Origin of the sequence: Paenibacillus sp. 276b, from assembly GCF_900107875.1 — a bacterium.
Lineage (GTDB): Bacteria > Bacillota > Bacilli > Paenibacillales > Paenibacillaceae > Paenibacillus > Paenibacillus marchantiae.
Window position 1 is genome coordinate 193,362 of the sequence record NZ_FNRR01000007.1, and the last position, 19,551, is coordinate 212,912.

Below are 19,551 nucleotides of genomic sequence, written 5' to 3' on the forward strand. Positions count from 1 at the left end.
GCAATAAGCCGCCCTTATGGACGGCTTGATGCGTTAACGACTTCCTTTTTCTTATCTTTTCCCTTGGCGAGACCATTTCCGTTCTTCATCGCAGAAGTATCTGCCTCGCCATTTTCCCCTTCACCCTCAACAGGTGTATCCGGTTCACCTTCCTGATTCGTATCCACGGTGCCTTCATCACCACCACCGCCTTGTTCAGGCTCCTCCGTTGTTGGAGGGGGGTCTGCACCCTTCTCAGGCTCAATGGTAGGCATAACTACCGTTCCGTTTTTGGCATCACTATAGGACACCAGATACGTATCCAAGAATTGGCCATCCCGGTAGACAGAGACAACACCGTCGACGTTAGGAGCCAGAATAAGCGGAATTGTCAGCGTTTGAGCAGACTTGATTGTCCGGGTCCCCCATTCTTGACTTTTGCCACGAGCATCTTCGAAAGTAATTCGAATTTTGCTGCTCTTTCCTATTTCTTTTGGCGAAACGTTAATGTTATAGGCGTAGTTCAATGCCTCTGGCGGATATCCAGTACTAATGAAAATGGTAATTTTGTCACCAGGATTCACGTCTGCACCGGCTTCCACAGGCCATTGCTGTGTCACTTTGCCTTTATCTACAGTGTAGCTCGACTCTTCCTGAACTTGAGCAAGGATTAACCCAGCGGATTTGAGCATACTCTCCGCCTCACTTCGAGTATGGTTTTTCAAATCCGGCATTTTTATCGTTTCGGAGCCTTTGCTAACGGTTAGAACAATTTCTGTCGCTTCAGGATCAAATTCTTCATTGACTCCAGGGGTCTGGGAGATCACATTCCCGGATGCAATGTCATTCGAGAAATCATCCTTGCGTTTGATCTGATCCCCGTTGATGCCAAGAGCGATCAACTTCTTGACAGCCTCATCATAGGTATTGCCTTCGACGCTGATCATTTTGGTCAGTTCTTTTTCCGCCCCAACACTCAACTGGACCTCGGAGCCTTCCTTGACCACATCGCCTTCATTTCGGGTCTGTTCAAATACAATACCGGGCTCCACATCCTCCTTGTATTGACGGATGACATTATCACTGACAACAAGCCCGTTATCCTGCAACATTTGACGAGCCTTTTCCTCGGTTTGGCCAATCACATTGGGTACAGTCACGTCAGGCACAACAAGCATACCTTTCACGTACCACACAACTCCAACCATGGCGATAAGAATAAGCACGGTCAACGAGATCAGCAGCGCTGGCTTCTTCCAGTTCTTTGTTTTGGATTTGCCCTTGTTGTTATCTTGGTCAGACTCCATCACGGGTATAGCACCTGTGGATGTAACTCCACGTGGCTCCGGCTTAATCGCCGGCATAACACGGGTCTGATCGATATCATCCTCATCCGGAAAATCAATCTTCGTTTCATTACGTCTTTCCGGCATCAGGCAGGTTTCCAGATCCGTCTGCATTTCTTTAGCGGATTGGTAACGCTCCTGCGGATTTTTGCGCATGGATTTCAGAATAACGTTCTCCACGCTTTGCGGGATAAGCGGATTGAATTTGCGCGGTTCATCAAACTCTTCCTGCAAATGCTTCAAAGCAACGCTAATTGGACTCTCTCCCAGGAACGGAAGCTGCCCAGTCAGCATTTGATAGAGTACTATACCAAGAGAATATAAGTCCGACTTCTCGCCAGTCACGATGCCTTTGGCATGCTCAGGTGAGAAGTAATGTACGGAACCGACCACTGAGCCGGTCTGAGTAATCGTCGTGGACGTAACCGCACGGGCAATCCCGAAATCCGTTACTTTCACACGGCCATTACGACCAATCAATATATTATGGGGTTTGATATCCCGATGAATGATCTGATTATGATGTGCATGATCGAGAGCATCTGCAATCTGGGAGGCGATTCGAACGGCCTCGTCCACCTGCAGAGGCGCCCGTTCTTTAATAATTTCATTCAGGTTTTTGCCTTCAACATATTCCATGACAATATAATGAACGTCATCTTCCTGCCCTACATCATAAACACTAACTACGTTAGGATGTGACAGCGAAGCTGCTGATTGTGCTTCTCTGCGGAAACGGCGGATAAACTCTTCGTCATGAACAAATTGCTGCCGTAACACTTTGATGGCAACGTTCCGGTTGAGCAACAGGTCCTGGGCCTTATACACAAGAGCCATGCCGCCACCGCCGACACGCTCGATCACTTCATAGCGTCCGCCTAGCTGGTGCCCAATCATGACTCACACCCCGTTTCCGATATCACGGAACCTTCCTTTTGCAGTTCGAATAATGCCACCGTGATATTGTCATCTCCTCCAGCAAGCAAAGCCAGCTGAAGCAAGCGATCCGCACGATCTTCCAATGCCAGTTCCAGATTACCTGCGACCTGAATGATCTGCTCATTGCTGACCAGATTACTAAGCCCGTCACTGCACAGGAGAAGAACTTCGCCTTCTTCCAATTTGACGGTATCCAGATCCACCTTCACTTCCGCGTCTGTGCCAAGTGCACGTGTCAGCACATTGCGACGCGGATGATGAGAGACATCTTCTTTGCTGATCTGACCATTTTTGAACAATTCATTGACCAGTGTATGGTCCTCGGTCAACTGGATCACATGTTTGTTTGCAATTTTGTATGCTCTGCTATCACCGATGTGACCAATAACGCCTTCCGTATCATTTAATAACGCCGCAACCACGGTGGTTCCCATGTTGTGGTAATTATCATCCGAGGAGGCAGTACGGAAGATCACTTCGTTGGCATGCAAAATAGCATCGCTCAATGCGGCTGACAAAGACGCATGTGAAAGACCCGGCTCAAGCGTTCCCAGATCCTGCACCAACGTCTCTACCGCCAGGCGGCTCGCAGTATCTCCTGCAAGATGTCCGCCCATACCATCGGCAACAATACCCAGAATATAACCTGTATCGAGATTTCGAATCCAGGATGAATCTTCATTCACCGAACGCACCCGTCCGATATGGCTCACATGAACTGTTTTGATCAAAACGTTCTCACCTCAACTCCATATGCTTTGCACGAAGCTGACCGCAAGCGGCAGCAATATCATGTCCCTGTTCACGACGAATGGTTACATTAACACCCTGCTCCGAGAGAATCTTCTGAAAATTGAAAATGTCGCTTCTGGATGTCCTTACGTACTTGCGCTCAGGTACATGGTTGACCGGAATCAGGTTCACGTGGCACAGCATGTTCTTAAGCACGCTTGCCAGTTCTGCCGCATGTTCCGGCTGATCATTCACACCACCGATAAGTGCGTACTCAAACGTAATTCTGCGACCCGTTTTCGCCAAGTAATAACGCAACGACTCCATTACATCCTCAAAAGGAAAACGGCGGTTTACTGGCATCAATTTGGAACGCAATGCATCATTTGGCGCATGGATGGAGATCGCCAGGTTAATCTGTGTATCTTCATCTGCAAACTTGTAAATGTTTGGTACGATTCCACTTGTGGACACCGTGATATGGCGCTGACCGATATTCAGCCCTTTTTCGTGAATCATGATACGCAGGAACGTCATTGTTGCTTCATAGTTCTCAAAAGGTTCACCTGAACCCATGATTACGATGCTGCTGACCCGCTCACCGCGTTCGTCCAAAATTTTCTGGGCTTGCACAACCTGAGCGACAATTTCCCCAGCCGTAAGGTTACGTTTCAGTCCGCCCAGCGTGGATGCACAGAACGTGCAACCAATCCGGCAGCCAACCTGTGTTGTTACACAGATGCTGTTACCATAGTTGTGCTTCATGATAACTGTTTCGATCGCATGATCATCATGCAGACCGAACAGGAATTTCACCGTTCCATCCTTGGATTCAAATTTCGTAATTTCAGTAAGTGTAACGAATTCAAATTGTTCAGTCAGCTTTTCACGCAGCGCTTTGGACAGGTTCGTCATTTCACTGAAATCATTCACACGTTTCACATAAATCCAGTCGAAGATCTGACCACCGCGAAAAGCCGGCTCCCCGTTCTCAACAGCCCACTGTTGCAGCTCCTCCAGGGAATAATCATATATAAAAGGTTTCATTTTGTTGTCAACACCTATTCCTTCTTTTCTTTTCATTCTTCCTATTCTATCACAAAGACCACTTTACATCCATGTATACCCTTGATGCCTGTACTTCATGCATTATAACACCTCAGTGCCTGCATCGCACCCTATCATCACTTTTTACTGATGTTAAACCTTGAGGCTAATCACAAAGAAATCCGCCGAAGTTCCCCTCGGCGGCTATCCTTCAGTGCTCTATTAAACTGTTAATCCGCTATCCTTGTCAACCTGGCAATGAAAAATCCGTCACTGTGAGCATACTGTGGCAGGATCTGCACGCCACCGTTCACAACCTTCCACTCGGCTGTTTCCAGACCAGACCAGGCAGACTCTTCAGCCGCCTTGTATTCCGGATGCCGGTCCAAAAAGTCAGCAACTCTATGCTCGTTCTCCGCAGGCTCGATTGTACACGTACTATACACCAGAATACCACCTGGCTTTAATAGCGGTGCAACCCGATCCAACAGTTCACGTTGCAGATTGGAGATTTCGTGGATATCTTCCACAGTTTTGGTCCATTTGACATCCGGCTTGCGGCGAATAACACCTAGACCGGAACATGGCGCATCCAGCAGAATACGGTCAAATGATGCCTCCGGATAACGCGCATCCAGATCAAGCGCATCACCTGTCACAGCATCAATGCAGCTGAGTCCCAGACGATCTGCCTGATCCATGATCAACTGACGTTTATGAGCATGTACATCATTGGCCACAATCCGTCCACGGTCCTGCATTTTCTCAGCCATATGGGCTGTCTTTCCGCCGGGAGCTGCACAACAGTCCAATACAGTCTGACCTTCTTCAGGCCCAACTGCCTCGGCTACAAGCATGGAACTTTCATCTTGAACGGACAGCAAGCCATCCCGATACCAGGACGTAAGAGCCATGTTGCCACCACTACGAACGAGAATACCGTCTGGACTAAGTCGGGAAGGTTCCACGATCGCACCCGTGCTCACCATCTCTTGCATCAGTTTCTCACGTGTAGTCATTGTCGTGTTCACACGAACACTAACCGCAGGCGGTTCATTATTTGCACGACAGATCGCTTCCGCTGTCTCTTCGCCATATTGACTGATCCAGCGTTCGACCATCCACAGCGGGTGAGAATGTTCCAGTGAGATACGTTCAGCAGCGGGCAGATGTTCAGGGATGCGCAGCTCATCACGATTGCGAATCATGTTCCGCAGAACGCCATTCACCATACCGGAGATGCCCTGATGACCCAATTTCTTAGCCAAATTGACGGCTTCACTCACTACCGCGTGTTCTGGAATACGGTCCAGATATAACATCTGGTACACGCTGATGCGCAGCAGGCTGCGAACCCAAGGTTGCAGCTTGGATACACCTTTGGCTACATAGCGTTCCAGATAATAATCAAGGGTATTCCGTCTCGCGATCGTACCATAGACTAATTCTGTAGCCAGTCCAGCATCTGCCGGACTTAGCTCGGCCTCTTTCAGACGCCGGTTCAGCTCAAGGTTGCTGTAAGCTCCTTCTTGCTCAACGGCGCTCAGTACCTTTACGGCGAGTGCACGAGCAGATGTTTTGGGCCGTTCGGAACGCGAGGCACCATTGGCCGAAGCTGGGGATTTAGATGAATTTCCTGCACGACCCGATTTCCCCGAGTTCGGACGACGTTGGTTTCCTCCGCGTCCGGACGCATTTCCTGCGACTTTATGACCATTTCCTGATGGACGGCCCGGTGTATTTCCGCTCATTGCAGCACCGTTCCTGGTTTCAGGGTACCACCACGGGCAAAGTCAGCAGCTTGCATTACTTTTTTGCCCGCGGGCTGAACCTCAGTAAGCCAGAGAGAACCGTCACCTGTGCGAACTTCAATCCCGTTTTTGCCCAATTGTAACACCGTTCCCGGCTCAGCTTGTCCAGCATCCGAAGACGAGAGTACATCCGCCTGCTTCGGATTTGCTGCTGCCCAGACCTTGAAGACCTGATCATCCCACATCGTAAATGCACCCGAGAACGGCACAAGACCGCGAATCTGATTGAACAATTCACGCGACGTGCGATTCCAGTCCATCTTCTCGTCATCCCGTGTCAGATTACGTGCATATGAAGCCTCGGCTTCATCCTGTGGGACAGCCGTTGTTTCGCCAGCAACCAGCCGCGGCATTTCTTCCTGAAGCAATTTGGAACCCGCTTCGCTGAGCTTTACAAACATGGATCCTGATGTATCTTCATCCGTAATCGCCACTTCCACACGTGAGATCATATCTCCCGTATCCAAGCCTTCCGCCATAAACATCAGCGTAACTCCCGTCACTGGCTCTCCATTAATAATGGAGCGTTGAATCGGGGCACCACCGCGATATTTTGGCAAAAGAGAGCCATGCACGTTCACACAACCACGAACAGGCATATCCAGCACAGCCTTGGGCAGAATCTGCCCAAAAGCCGCAGTCACAATCAGATCCGGTTTCCATTCAGCCAATCGGGCTACAGCTTCTGGAGCACGCAGTTTCACTGGTTGAAATACAGGCAGGCCGTGGCGTTCTGCCGCAGCCTTGACTGGTGTTCGTGTAAGCACCTTTTTACGTCCCTGTGGTTTATCCGGCTGTGTCACTACCCCAACCACGTTATATCCCTCGGCAATAAGCATATCGAGAGATGGAACTGCAAATTCAGGCGTTCCCATAAAAACAATATTCAAATCGATCACTCCTTAGTTACGACGCGGCCCAGTTTGATCGGCTGCAATTTCGTACACTTTTTCAGCAATATCCGTAAAGAGCACGCCATCCAAATGGTCAATCTCATGTTGGAATGCGCGTGACAACAGCCCGCTGCCCGTAATAATCAGTTCCTTGCCTTCGCGGTCCAGCCCTTTGACTGTAACCGTCTCAAAACGACGCACATCACCGTTAATGCCAGGGATACTCAAGCAGCCTTCGGGTCCAAATTGCTCTCCCTCACTCGAAATAATCTCCGGATTGATCATCTTGATCAGCCCCTGCTCATCTCCGCAATCGATCACAATAAGCCGTTTCAAAATACCAACCTGTGGTGCAGCCAGACCTACGCCTTCAGCGTCATACATTGTATCTGCCATATCATCCAGCAGTTTCTGTACATTAGGTGTAACTTTAGTTACCTCTTTAGCTCTTTTGTGTAGTACCTCATCTGGTTCTTTCACGATAATACGAATCGACATGTTGTAAGCACCTTCCTAATCCTCATCATAATTTCAGGACATCAGGCTCATTTCAAAAATAGTACTGATTTTCTGCTATGTAGCAGGTATCAAAAACTGATTTTAAGATCGAGCCATCATTCATGTTGTTTTTAATCTATGTTTATACCGCTTGTTTACATCCGCATTTTAATACAAATGCTCACATTAACATTTGCGGGTCTACATCCAGACTAATTTGCAGTTTTTGCGCCTGAACATCGTCGTCCATGCGCCGGGCCGTCGCGAGCGCCAGTCCAATGGCGTCGACATCCCCCCGCCATTTTATCATACATTGGAATCTGTATCTATTCTTGATCCGAGGAATTGGTGAGGCTACCGGGCCAAGCACGTCAAAGGCATCATTGCTGAAACGATCCAAACTGCTTAACCAGCCAGCAGCATTTGCCTTTTCTTTCAGTATTCGTGTGTAGTTCTCAGCCAGCCGGATCAGTACCGGAAGCTGCTCATGTGAGAAGGTCACCAAAATCAGGCGACAGTAAGGCGGGTACTGCAAATTGCGCCGATGCAATAATTCCTCCCGGACAAACGAAACATAGTCATGCTGGCTCGCATGCCCAATCGAATAGTGCTCTGGTGTATAGGACTGAACGAACACCTCGCCCGGCAGTTGATGTCGACCTGCACGGCCCGCCACCTGGGTGAGCAGCTGAAATGTTTTTTCGGCAGCCCGAAAATCTGGCAAATTAAGTGCCGAGTCAGCTGTGATGACTCCAACCAAGGTGACATCAGGAAAATCAAGCCCTTTGGCAACCATCTGGGTACCCAACAATACGTCTGCCTTTTTCTCACGAAACTGCTTCAACAACTTCTCATGCGAACCTTTTTCGCTCGTTGTATCCACGTCCATCCGAATGACGCGAATACCCGGGAACAGCTTCGCCAATTCTTCCTCTACCCGCTGCGTACCTGTACCGAAATATCGAATATGCTCACTGCCGCAATCCGGGCACACTTCTGGTGCTGCTTCCGCATATCCACAATAGTGACAACGAAGATTATTGGAGCGCTGATGATAGGTTAATGAAATATCACACTCGGGACAGCCTGCAACGTATCCACAACTGCGGCACATCACAAAGGTGGAATAGCCACGTCGATTCAGCAGAAGCACGGTCTGTTCCCCGCGCTCCAACCGCTCTTCCAATCCTTTGTGCAAGGCACGGCTGAACATCGAGCGATTTCCGTCCTTCAACTCTTCGCGCATATCAACAATCCGTACCTCCGGCAGCTTATTACCAAGTGCGCGGGTAGGCATCTCCAACAAAAGTGGTGCAAAATCATCATTGCTCTGTGAACGGGCAGCATAGTAACTTTCCAGCGAAGGTGTCGCTGAGCCCAGGACAACGACCGCCTGATGCTGCTGTGCTCTTTTTACCGCTACATCACGGGCATGATATTTCGGGGTTTCTTCTTGTTTATATGAAGTCTCGTGCTCCTCGTCCATAATAATCAGACCAAGACGACTAAACGGAGCAAAGACTGCTGAACGGGCGCCAATGGCAACCTTCACCTGACCTTCCCGAATTTTGCGCCACTCATCATAACGCTCTCCACCAGACAGACGACTGTGCATCACGGCAACCTGATCACCAAAACGTCCTTTAAAACGCTCAACCATCTGCGGTGTCAATGCAATCTCAGGTACAAGCACAATTGCCTGTCGATCCTGTTCAATACAGCGCTGAATGGTCTGGAGGTATACTTCCGTCTTACCACTGCCTGTTACACCATGAAGCAAAAAGACGCCATGGCGCCTTTCTTGCAATCGACCATTAATATTGTTATAGACATGCTGCTGCTCGTCGGTCAGATTCAATGGCTCGGTCGCACGGAACTTACGGCCCTGATAAGGGTCACGAAAGACTTCGACGTCCTCCGTTACAACCAGCCCTTTCTCCTCCAGACCTTTGACTGTAGCCGCTGATACCTGAAGTGTGGACAGTAATTCTTTCATCGCCATCGGCAACAGTTCTTTCATTTCCAGCAAGAAAGCCAAAACTTCCTTCTGCCGTTGTGCCTTTGCCGGGAATGAATTCAATGCCTCTTCCGCAGCCGCTACATCCACAGCAAGATCAATGGATTTCATCGTTTTTTTATTCAGCTTGTCCTTAATCGCCTGACTTTCCAGCAGGACACCACTGAGCAGCAACTTCTTGATCAGCACAGCATGATTGGGGTATTTACGACTCAGTTGTTGTAAGGGAACCTGCCCACGACTCTTCACAAAACGAATAATGTCTTGCTGCACCTTTTCTGAAGTCGACTCTTCTCCCCACACAAAAAGAACTTCTTCGCCTGACGCCGAACCTGCCATTTGTCCATCCAGCGCATCTCCAAGGGAGATATACCGTTCTGCTTTCCCTTTCAGCGCAGTCGGTACCATCACCTGTAAAGACAAAATGCGGTTGCTGGCATAACGTTCACTCATCCATTCGGCCAATTCAACCAAATCTTCTGACAACGGTGGAACGATATCTAGCAATTCCTGAATCGGTTTGAGTTTGAATTTCTCCGTACCCGTGCGAGGTACCAGATCAATCACGAAACCCTGCACCGTCCGATGACCAAAAGGTACACCTACCCTGCTGCCAATCTCAATCCATTCACGCATGGATTCCGGCACCAGATAATCAAACGGCCGGTCCGTCTCCTTCACAGGAACATCGACAATAACCTTGGCGATTTCCATATTAATTCCTCCCGGCAATGCGCTCCGCCGCAATCGAAAGCAACCGGCGGGCCACCTCTTCCTTGGCCACCACCTGAAGCTCTTCCACCAAACCTTCACGGTCATAGATGTGCACCGCGTTGGTATCTGTTCCAAATCCGGCACCCGCCTGGGTGACATCATTGGCTACGATCAGATCACAGTTTTTCCGTTCCAGTTTCTCACGTGCATACATTTCTAATGAATTTGTTTCCGCAGCAAAACCAATCAAAAATTGATGGCTCTTCTGCTTACCCAGCGTTTCAAGAATATCTATATTTTTAATAAGTTCAAGCGATAATGTATCGCCTTTCTTCTTGATTTTCTCTGTGTACACTTCCTTGGGGCGATAATCCGCAACAGCTGCGGCCTTAACCACGATATCTGCATTATCCCATTGGCTTACTACCGCATCATACATATCCTGCGCTGACTGCACCGGGATCACCTGTACATTCGCCGGTGGCTGAACCTGGGTATTCCCCATAACCAAAGTCACATCTGCCCCCAGATCATGCGCTGCCGCTGCAATGGCAAAACCCATTTTTCCTGAGGAATCATTGGTAATGTACCTTACCGGATCAATGCGTTCTATGGTACCTCCTGCAGTGACCACAACCTTCTTCCCGCTCAACAAAGAAAGCTGTTCATTACGTTCCCGTTTAACAGATTCCTGCTGTTCAAAAAAACGTTCCACCACATCGACAATCGTCTCTGGTTCTTCCAACCGTCCTTTACCCACATACCCACATGCCAGTTGACCTTCACCCGGTTCAATCATCATGGTTCCGCGCTCGGTTAACAGGCACATATTATGCTGTACCGCCGGATGATCATACATATGTACATTCATCGCTGGCGCAATCATCACCGGAGCAGTGGTTGCAAGCAAGGTTGTTGAGAGCATATCATCTGCCATCCCATGTGCCATTTTGGCAATCACATTGGCTGTTGCCGGAGCAACCAACACAAGATCGGCCATATCAGCCAGATGAATATGCGAGACGACCGAAGGCTCCCGCTCATCAAATGTATCACTATATACTACATTTCGGGTCAAGGTTTGCAGCGTTAATTCGGTAATAAACTGTTTCGCGGAATTCGTCATAATGACATGAACGTCCGCTCCTTTTTGCACCAGCCTGCTGCATAATGTAGCCGCCTTGTATGCGGCTATGCCGCCAGTCACACCAAGCACGATTTTTTTACCGTTCAACATGGTTATCCCCCCGATATATACGACCTTTATAAGGATGAATAGAGAAAAAAATAACAACCTCGCGGTTGTCAAATAAATCCGGCTTGCGCCGTATGCAGTTGAAGAGCAGCCGCAGGCGGCTTACTCTTCTTCCTCTTCGTCCTGTCCTTTGATGACAACGAGCAGATCACCATAAATTTCTTCAAGTGCAACGCCAACCTGTTTATGGGATCTGGCATTTCTCAAATCCGTTTTCTCACCTTCACGAAGCTGTCTTGCCCGGCGGGAAGCGGCAACAACAAGGGAATACTTGCTGTCGACTTTGTTCATCATTTCATCAATAGAAGGATACAGCATATTTACAAAACACCTCTTTGCATTAGTATAATCACAATTCGCCGCCTGACGGAATCATGGTGCACCGCTGGATACGTTAACCAGACTGGAGCTACTCTCATATATCCTATGACAGCAGCTCCACTGATTATCGCATTTTGCGGCGGCAAATGGATTATTTATTGATCTTACAATGTTCGGCGATAATGATGCTTTCTATTCGTTTACACGCCAAATCAATTTCATCATTAACGACAGCGTAATCGTACTGCTCCAGCAGACTGATCTCATCTACCGCGACGGACATCCGGTGATCAATCGTCGCCTGACTTTCCGTACCACGGCCCTGAATGCGATCTTTAAGCTCGTCCAATGAAGGAGGCAACAGAAATACAAAGATCCCTTCCGGGAACTTTTCTTTCACTTTCAACGCGCCTTGAACTTCAATCTCAAGAATGATGTCCCGGCCTTCGTTAATCGTTTTCTCCACAAAATCACGCGGTGTTCCGTAGTAGTTCCCTACATATTCTGCGTGTTCCAACAATTGATCTTCAGCAATCATGTTCAGGAATTCTTCATGGCTTCTGAAGAAATAATTGACGCCATGTTCCTCACCCAGACGTGGCTGACGAGTCGTTGCCGATACAGAATAAATCAATTCCGGCACCCGTTTGCGCAAAGCGCTGCATACTGTACCCTTCCCGACCCCTGATGGGCCGGACAACACTACCAGTAATCCCTTAGACATATTACACTCCATTTTATTCGTCGTTGTCATCATCTTTCGAAGAAAGACGATGGGCGACCGTTTCTGGCTGAACCGCAGACAGAATGACATGATCGCTATCCGTAATAATAACGGCACGAGTACGTCTTCCGTATGTTGCGTCTATCAGCATATGACGGTCTCTTGCCTCTTGTATAATTCTCTTGATCGGCGCCGATTCCGGACTCACGATGGATATAATCCGGTTCGCCGATACGATGTTACCGAATCCAATGTTAATGAGTTTGATTGCCATAATCAGGTTCTTCCCCCTATACATGCGACTCTTTTGCCGAAATATGACCGTTCATTCGATATTCGCCGCTTGCTCACGAATTTTCTCCAGTTCCGCCTTCATCTCGACAACACGGTTCACCAGAGCCAAATGGTTGGCTTTTGATCCAATCGTATTGACTTCCCTATTCATCTCCTGAATAAGAAAGTCCAACTTGCGGCCTACTGGCTCATCACTTTTCAGCAGTTCCCTGCTCTGTCCAAAGTGACTCTGTAGACGCGTAAGCTCTTCCTCTATGTTAGAACGATCGGCAAACATAGCAATTTCCATACCTAATTTATGCTCGTCAAAAGGGAAAGAGCCTTCTTCCTGCATTTCCGTAAGCCTTTGTCTTAACTTGTTGCGATGATCACTCACCACAGTCGGCGCAAGAGCAAGCATCTCGGTATGCAGTGATTCCAGACGACTGACACGTCGTTCCAGATCACTGGCCAGATGAAGACCCTCGCGGGCGCGCATCTGCTCCAGACCGGATAAAGCCTCTTCCAACCCCTGCTGCAGGACACGCTCCCATTCGTCCTTCTGCTCTTCCGGAAGCGAACTCGTCCCATCCGAATGAACCATGACATCTGGAAGTGCCAGCATATCCATAATACTCGGTTTGCCCTGCATACCATAGCGGCTTTCCAATTGCTCTGCGGCCTGAAGATAGGCCCTGACCGCCTGCTCATTCAGAACAGCGGGAAGAGCCTGGTCTTCATCTTTTTCTTTCATTACATAAACATCAATCCGCCCACGTTTTAAGCGGCTCTGTACCTTTTTCCTCAATCCGTCTTCATAACACGTCCACTCTCTCGGGAGACGCATCATCACTTCGCAATAACGATGGTTGACAGACTTGATTTCCAATTGTACCTTATAGCCTCCAAAATGAAAGGCGGATTGACCGTATCCGGTCATACTGAATGACATCGGCATCACATCCGTTACACTATTGTAATTGATTATTAGGGTTGAAACAAGTAGGACATTGATGCTCCGACTTCTCCCACACATATTGGGTCAGTTCGGCCGTCATACTATAGAACATAAATGGAGTCATTAAATAGATTCCTTTGAAATGTTTTGTTGCTACATCCAGAAGCTCCTTGGCGATCTTCACACCCATTGCTCGACCTTCTTCGCCTTCGAGACCAGCCATCCGGGAACGCACTTCATCCGACAGCTGAATACCCGGAACCTCATTATGCAGATATTCTGCATTTCGGCCGCTGGCTAACGGCATTACCCCTACAAAGATCGGCACATCCAGATGCTTGGTCGCTTCATGCATGGCTACGATTAGTTCAGGATCGTATATCGGCTGCGTCATAATATAATCGGCTCCGGAAGCAATCTTTTTCTCAAGACGCTGTACAGCCTTATCCAAATGTTTCACATTCGGGTTGAATGCGGCACCAATAACAAATCCCGCCTTCTGCTTGAGCGGTTTACCGGAGAAGGATACGCCGTCGTTCAACTGCTTGATCATACGTATAATTTCAAAAGAAGTCAGATCGTATACCGAGCTTGATCCGGGCAAGTCTCCAAATCGTGCAGGGTCACCTGTTACAGCGAGTACATGATTAATGCCTAGAGCATCAAATCCCATCATGTGCGATTGTGTCCCGATCAGATTCCGGTCACGACATGCAATATGCACCAATGGGCGCAATCCTGTACGGTCCTGAACAAGATGGCCGAGAGCCATATTACTCATCCGGGTAACCGCTAGGGAATTATCAGCCAATGTTAACGCATCTGCACCTGCTGCTTTCAATGTCTCGGCACCTTTCATAAACTTCGCAATGTCGAGATCACGCGGTGGGTCAAGTTCGACGATGACCGTATGACGTTGTTTGACCAGATCCACAATCGTAGGCTGCCCACCCCGTCCAGACCGTTCATCTACATTCTCATGCAGGATAATACGCGGTTTCGACTCGGATGGATCAGGTTCCAGTATTGGAACAGGTGTGTATTCAACAAGAGCCTGGGCAATTGCGGCGATATGATCAGGTGTTGTACCACAGCAGCCACCGATGATACGTGCGCCCAGATCAGCGAATTGCACTGCCGTCTGTCCGAAGTATTCCGGGGACGCTCCATAACGGAACTGACCATCGACGTAATCCGCTGCACCCGCATTCGGGTAAACAGACATCGGCACACCGATACGGCCTGACACCGTCTCCATCGCCCGCATAATTCCGTTTGGACCGGAACGGCAGTTGAAACCAATGACGTCAGCCCCTTGCTCACGCATGATTCGGAAAGCTTCTGGCATCGTATATCCATCCAGTGTGTGCCCTACATCCTCAACAGCGAACTGTCCAATCACGGGCAGATCACTCAGCTTGCGAGCCTGCAGGAGGGCGATATCCATTTCCTCGATATCATAGAAGGTTTCGAGCAGAATGCCGTCCACTCCTTCTTCGAGCAGTGCAAAAATCTGTTGCTGATAGAAACGCTTCAATTCACTTGTTGATACGTTCGTCCGCTTTCCTCCACGAATGGAGCCAACCGCACCCAGAACATAACCGTTTGCGCCAGCTACTTCTTTGGCGATACGTACACCGGCACGGTTGACATCCTCGACCTTGGACTCCAGACCAAACTTGGACAACTTATCGTAATTGGCAGAGTACGTATTGGTTTCATGAATTTCCGTACCTGCATCGCGGTAACGACGATGCACATCTGCCACCACTTCAGGTGATATCAAGTTCAACTCTTCATAAGAAATCCCTACCGGGAATCCCATCTGATACAGGAAAGTTCCCATCGCCCCATCCCCTATGAGGACCCGTTCCTGCATTACACTGCGTAAATCCGCCTTCATCCCTTTTCCCCCCGCCTGACTGATCATTTCATACTAATGTAACACAAAAAACATCTGAAAACGAAGAAAAACACAGGTTTTTCGTGAAATTCAGTTTCTATAACCCTCTGGACTAGTAGGAATTCATATAACTGCAAAAAAAGAGGCCCTAAGGCCTCCTCATTTAAACGTATTCTTTACGAAGTGACTCCCTTGAAAACAACTTCAGCAGGTCCAGTCATGTACACGTGGTTGTCGGCTTCGTTCCACTCAATATGAAGATCGCCACCCTTGAGACTGATCACCGCTGTGCGATCCGTATGTCCGTTCAGAACGGATGATACCAGTGTTGCGCAAGCTCCGGTTCCACAGGCAAGTGTTGGTCCAGCACCGCGTTCCCACACACGCATGTCCACATAGCCGCGATCGCGAACCGTTGCGAACTCTACATTGATTTTTTTCGGGAACATGGGATGAACCTCAAGTAGTGGCCCCCATGTCGATAGATCAAAATTCACAGCATCATCCACATAGATGACAGCATGAGGATTACCCATGGAGACGGCCGTAAATTTGAACTCCTGTCCATTTGCTTCAATGGAATGATCCACCACTGGATTGGCATCCACGGTCGTTGGAACCTGAAGTCCATTCAGGATAGGCTCTCCCATATCCACACGAACGGTTTGCACTTCACCATCACGAATGTTCAAGCTTACTGGTTGTACGCCCGCACCAATGGTTTCAATCGTAATCTGTTCTTGGGTCACATGACCATGATCATATACATATTTGGATACACAGCGTATGGCATTGCCACATTGCTCTGCTTCCGAGCCGTCCGAGTTCATGATGCGCATCTGAAAATCCGCCTTCTCTGAAGGCAGTATATAAACCAGGCCATCCGCACCGATACCGAAGAAACGGTTGCACCATTTTACAGCCAATTCTGCTGCATCAGCCGGAAGCTGTTGTTCTCCAAACACAACAATAAAATCGTTGCCGAGTCCGTGCATTTTTGTAAATTCCATAACCTTGCCCACTCCTTTTGGCAGTCTGCTGCCAAAGCGTTATTCTTGCTTCTCTACAGGATACCCTGGATATTCATATCCAACATTTCCAATAAAAAAAGCTATCCTGCAAAATGCCGAGGAATCTCGCCTCGAATCATTTTGAGGATAGCATAACGAAAACGATAAGCAATTGCTATTGATTTTATGCCGAAAACTTTGTACTTTTCGGTACGAAGCGGCCTGGGCCCATGCGGCGACGGTTGCGACGACCTCCCCACACGCTGCCCACTCCCATCAGGAAGGTTGGAATACCTGCGGCAACGATGGAAATGGCCCATTCACGCATACCCAGTGGTACTGTTTTGAAGATAGGCTGCAACGGCTCTACATACATGACCGCCAGCATCAGCACGATGGATGAAATAACTGCAAATACCAGGTACTTGTTCTGCAATGGATTGCGGTGGAAAATGGAGCGTGAACTACGGCAGTCAAATACATGAATGAGCTGTGCCAAAACGAGAGTAGCAAAGGCAACAGATTGAGCTTTAATGAGCTGACCCGGTTCATCTGGCGCGGCCTGTAGGGTAAGCCAGAACGCCCCGAGTGTACAAAGCCCGATCAATACACCCCGACTGACAATTTTCCAACCCAATCGTCTGGCAAAAATATTTTCCTTGGCGCCACGCGGCTTGTGTTCCATCAGATCTTTTTCCGGCTGATCCACACCAAGTGCCATCGCTGGCAATCCATCCGTCACCAGGTTGACCCACAGAATCTGGATCGGCACGAGTGGCAAAGGCAGTCCCATCATCATCGCGAAAAACATCGTTAAAATCTCGCCAACATTGGATGCTAGCAAATACCGGATAAACTTGCGGATGTTCTCATAAATATTACGCCCTTCTTCAATTGCAGCTACTATAGTAGAGAAATTATCGTCACTCAGAATTAACGCCGATGCTTCCTTCGTCACATCCGTGCCTGTTATTCCCATCGCAATACCGATGTCTGCTGCTTTAATGGCTGGTGCGTCGTTCACGCCATCTCCAGTCATCGCTACGACATGTCCTTTGCGCTGCAATGATTTTACAATCCGTAGTTTGTGCTCAGGCGATACTCGTGAGAATACGTAAATGCCCTCTACCTGTTTATCCAGCTGCTCGTCCGTCATACCCGCCAATTGCTGGCCGCTAAGTGAAGCCCCACCCCGTGGAAGAATACCTAACTGTTGGGCGATAGCCTCTGCCGTCGTACCATGATCGCCCGTAATCATAACGGTACGTATGCCTGCTCTGCGACAAGTCGCAATTGCATCCCGTGCCTCACGCCGCGGTGGATCAATCATGCCTGCAAGCCCGACAAAGACGAGCTGGCTCTCGGCAGCATGTTCATTCTCTACTTTTTCATTCGGCCGTACATCGCGGTAAGCCATCCCGAGAACCCGCAGTGCAGAACCCGCCATATTCTCGTTCGCCGCCATGACTTTCTGCCGCAGCGTTCCTGTGAAAGGTACCACATTGCCTTCCCACAAAATGTAGCTGCATTGCCCAATCAGCACATCTGGTGCACCCTTGGTGTAGACCATCCGCCCACCCTGATGGTGAACCAAGACAGACATCCGCTTCCGGTCAGAGTCAAACGGGAACTCCTGCTCACGTGCATATAACTCTTTGAGGCCAGCGGAGGTAAGTCCCATTTTGGAGGCCAGTGTTACAAGCGCCCCTTCCGTAGGGTCGCCTTTCAGCTCCCATACCACGCTGTTTTCCTTGACCGTTTCATTAACATGATCTTTCTTTGTACCTTTCTTCGCCTCTTTCTTACTATCCTTATTTGTCTCTTTACCTTTCTTTTTACTCCGCATCTCATCTCCAACACTCTCGATAATACTGGCATTATTACATAGTGCGCTGATCTGAAGCATTCTCCGCAATGTCTGGTCACTCTTCAGTTCCAAGGTACGACCATTCTCCAGCATCTGTCCTTCTGGTGCATAACCATCCCCGGTGACCTTGATGCTGCGTCCCTCCAGCCACACGTCCGTAACCGTCATCTTGTTCTGGGTCAACGTACCCGTTTTATCCGAACAGATGACCGAGGCACAACCAAGGGTTTCGACGGAGGGAAGCTTGCGCACAATCGCTTTTCGCTTGATCATACGCTGTACGCCAAGGGCCAACGCAATCGTTACAATCGCTGGCAAGCCTTCTGGTATGGCGGCCACTGCGAGGCTGACGCCTGCCAGAAACATGCCTACTGCCGGTTGTCCATGCAAAATACCTGCAACAACAACCATGACGGTTAATCCGAGCGCCACAAAAATCAAAATTTTACCCAACTGTTCCAACCTGTGTTGCAGCGGTGTTTCCTGTTCCTCCGTATTCTGGATCAAGTCGGCGATTTTGCCCATCTCGGTATCCATGCCCGTCCGGACCACAACGCCCTTGGCGGTACCACGAGTGACCATCGTTCCCATGAATCCAATGTTCTTCTGATCTCCTAGCGGCACATCCTCCGCAGCTATGGGATGGCAATGTTTGCTTACAGGAACCGATTCCCCCGTAAGTGCAGATTCCTCCACATCGAGGCTGTTCGTGGACAGCCAGCGTACATCGGCAGGTATGCGATCACCGCTCTCCACAAGCACGATATCCCCTGGCACCAAAAGTTTGGCCTCAAGATGTAATTCCTGACCTGACCTTAGCACTTTGGCCAGTGGGGCCGACAATTGTTTCAATGCACGAAGGGAACGCTCCGCCCGGAATTCCTGTACAAAACCAAGAATGGCATTAAGCACAATGATGGCAACAATCGTTACAGCATCCAAGTATTCTCCAAGCAATCCGGACACCAGTGTGGCACCCATCAACACCAGAACCATGAAATCCTTAAATTGATTAAGCAATAATGTAATTGGAGATATGCGCTTTCCTTCGCTCAGCTCATTTGAACCGGCGGCCTTCCTCTTTTCGGTTGCAGTCTCTTCGGTTAATCCTTCCTCAAGACTGACGCCAAGAGTGTTACGAAGCTCTTCAACGCTAAGTTGGTGCCACTTGGTATGTTCCATGCTTCAAAATTCCCTCCCAGTCTGTATTTCCTCTGTAAAACGTCACACATACTACACCGGCTATGCTAATCAACAGGTTGTA

Annotated in this window: 15 protein-coding genes; all 15 read right to left on the reverse strand. The window is 48.9% G+C overall.

Annotated features, from left to right (window positions below):
- Positions 1-14 precede the first annotated feature (14 nt).
- Entirely contained in the window at positions 15-2,222 is a 2,208-nt protein-coding gene (gene pknB / locus BLV50_RS26425) for a Stk1 family PASTA domain-containing Ser/Thr kinase (RefSeq protein ID WP_090810746.1), read from the reverse strand.
- Complete coding sequence (locus BLV50_RS26430; RefSeq protein ID WP_063565604.1) at positions 2,219-2,995, reverse strand: Stp1/IreP family PP2C-type Ser/Thr phosphatase; 777 nt, start codon at positions 2,993-2,995, stop codon at positions 2,219-2,221. The genes pknB and BLV50_RS26430 overlap by 4 nt, the downstream gene beginning before the upstream one ends.
- A gap of 7 nt (positions 2,996-3,002) precedes the next feature.
- Positions 3,003-4,043 (reverse strand): dual-specificity RNA methyltransferase RlmN, encoded by a 1,041-nt coding sequence (rlmN, locus tag BLV50_RS26435; protein ID WP_063565754.1) that lies wholly within the window; start codon positions 4,041-4,043, stop codon positions 3,003-3,005.
- Positions 4,044-4,273: 230 nt separating this feature from the next.
- Positions 4,274-5,794, reverse strand: a complete 1,521-nt coding sequence (gene rsmB / locus BLV50_RS26440; RefSeq protein ID WP_090810748.1) for a 16S rRNA (cytosine(967)-C(5))-methyltransferase RsmB — start codon at positions 5,792-5,794, stop codon at positions 4,274-4,276.
- The gene (gene fmt, locus BLV50_RS26445; RefSeq protein WP_090810750.1) at positions 5,791-6,744 is read right to left on the reverse strand and encodes a methionyl-tRNA formyltransferase; all 954 of its coding nucleotides are present in this window, start codon (positions 6,742-6,744) and stop codon (positions 5,791-5,793) included. The genes rsmB and fmt overlap by 4 nt, the downstream gene beginning before the upstream one ends.
- A gap of 12 nt (positions 6,745-6,756) precedes the next feature.
- Positions 6,757-7,245: a peptide deformylase gene (gene def / locus BLV50_RS26450; RefSeq protein ID WP_024631117.1), complete on the reverse strand. Its 489-nt coding sequence runs from the start codon at positions 7,243-7,245 to the stop codon at positions 6,757-6,759.
- Between the two features lie 181 nt (positions 7,246-7,426).
- Positions 7,427-9,976: a primosomal protein N' gene (gene priA / locus BLV50_RS26455; RefSeq protein WP_090810752.1), complete on the reverse strand. Its 2,550-nt coding sequence runs from the start codon at positions 9,974-9,976 to the stop codon at positions 7,427-7,429.
- A gap of 1 nt (position 9,977) precedes the next feature.
- A complete protein-coding gene (coaBC, locus tag BLV50_RS26460; RefSeq protein ID WP_090810754.1) occupies positions 9,978-11,213 on the reverse strand; it encodes a bifunctional phosphopantothenoylcysteine decarboxylase/phosphopantothenate--cysteine ligase CoaBC in 1,236 nt (411 codons plus the stop codon).
- Positions 11,214-11,333: 120 nt separating this feature from the next.
- The gene (gene rpoZ, locus BLV50_RS26465; RefSeq protein WP_024631120.1) at positions 11,334-11,549 is read right to left on the reverse strand and encodes a DNA-directed RNA polymerase subunit omega; all 216 of its coding nucleotides are present in this window, start codon (positions 11,547-11,549) and stop codon (positions 11,334-11,336) included.
- A gap of 154 nt (positions 11,550-11,703) precedes the next feature.
- Complete coding sequence (gmk, locus tag BLV50_RS26470; protein ID WP_024631121.1) at positions 11,704-12,276, reverse strand: guanylate kinase; 573 nt, start codon at positions 12,274-12,276, stop codon at positions 11,704-11,706.
- 13 nt (positions 12,277-12,289) lie between these two features.
- Positions 12,290-12,550 carry an extracellular matrix/biofilm regulator RemA gene (gene remA, locus BLV50_RS26475; protein WP_006209218.1) on the reverse strand — a complete coding sequence of 87 codons (261 nt, stop codon included), beginning with the start codon at positions 12,548-12,550 and terminating at the stop codon, positions 12,290-12,292.
- Positions 12,551-12,601: 51 nt separating this feature from the next.
- Positions 12,602-13,501, reverse strand: coding sequence for a YicC/YloC family endoribonuclease (locus tag BLV50_RS26480; protein WP_064636609.1), 900 nt, complete (start codon positions 13,499-13,501; stop codon positions 12,602-12,604).
- Between the two features lie 19 nt (positions 13,502-13,520).
- A complete protein-coding gene (locus BLV50_RS26485) occupies positions 13,521-15,410 on the reverse strand; it encodes a bifunctional homocysteine S-methyltransferase/methylenetetrahydrofolate reductase (protein ID WP_064636607.1) in 1,890 nt (629 codons plus the stop codon).
- A gap of 176 nt (positions 15,411-15,586) precedes the next feature.
- Entirely contained in the window at positions 15,587-16,420 is an 834-nt protein-coding gene (dapF, locus tag BLV50_RS26490) for a diaminopimelate epimerase (protein ID WP_090810756.1), read from the reverse strand.
- A gap of 184 nt (positions 16,421-16,604) precedes the next feature.
- The gene (locus BLV50_RS26495; protein WP_090810758.1) at positions 16,605-19,469 is read right to left on the reverse strand and encodes a cation-translocating P-type ATPase; all 2,865 of its coding nucleotides are present in this window, start codon (positions 19,467-19,469) and stop codon (positions 16,605-16,607) included.
- Positions 19,470-19,551: the final 82 nt, after the last annotated feature.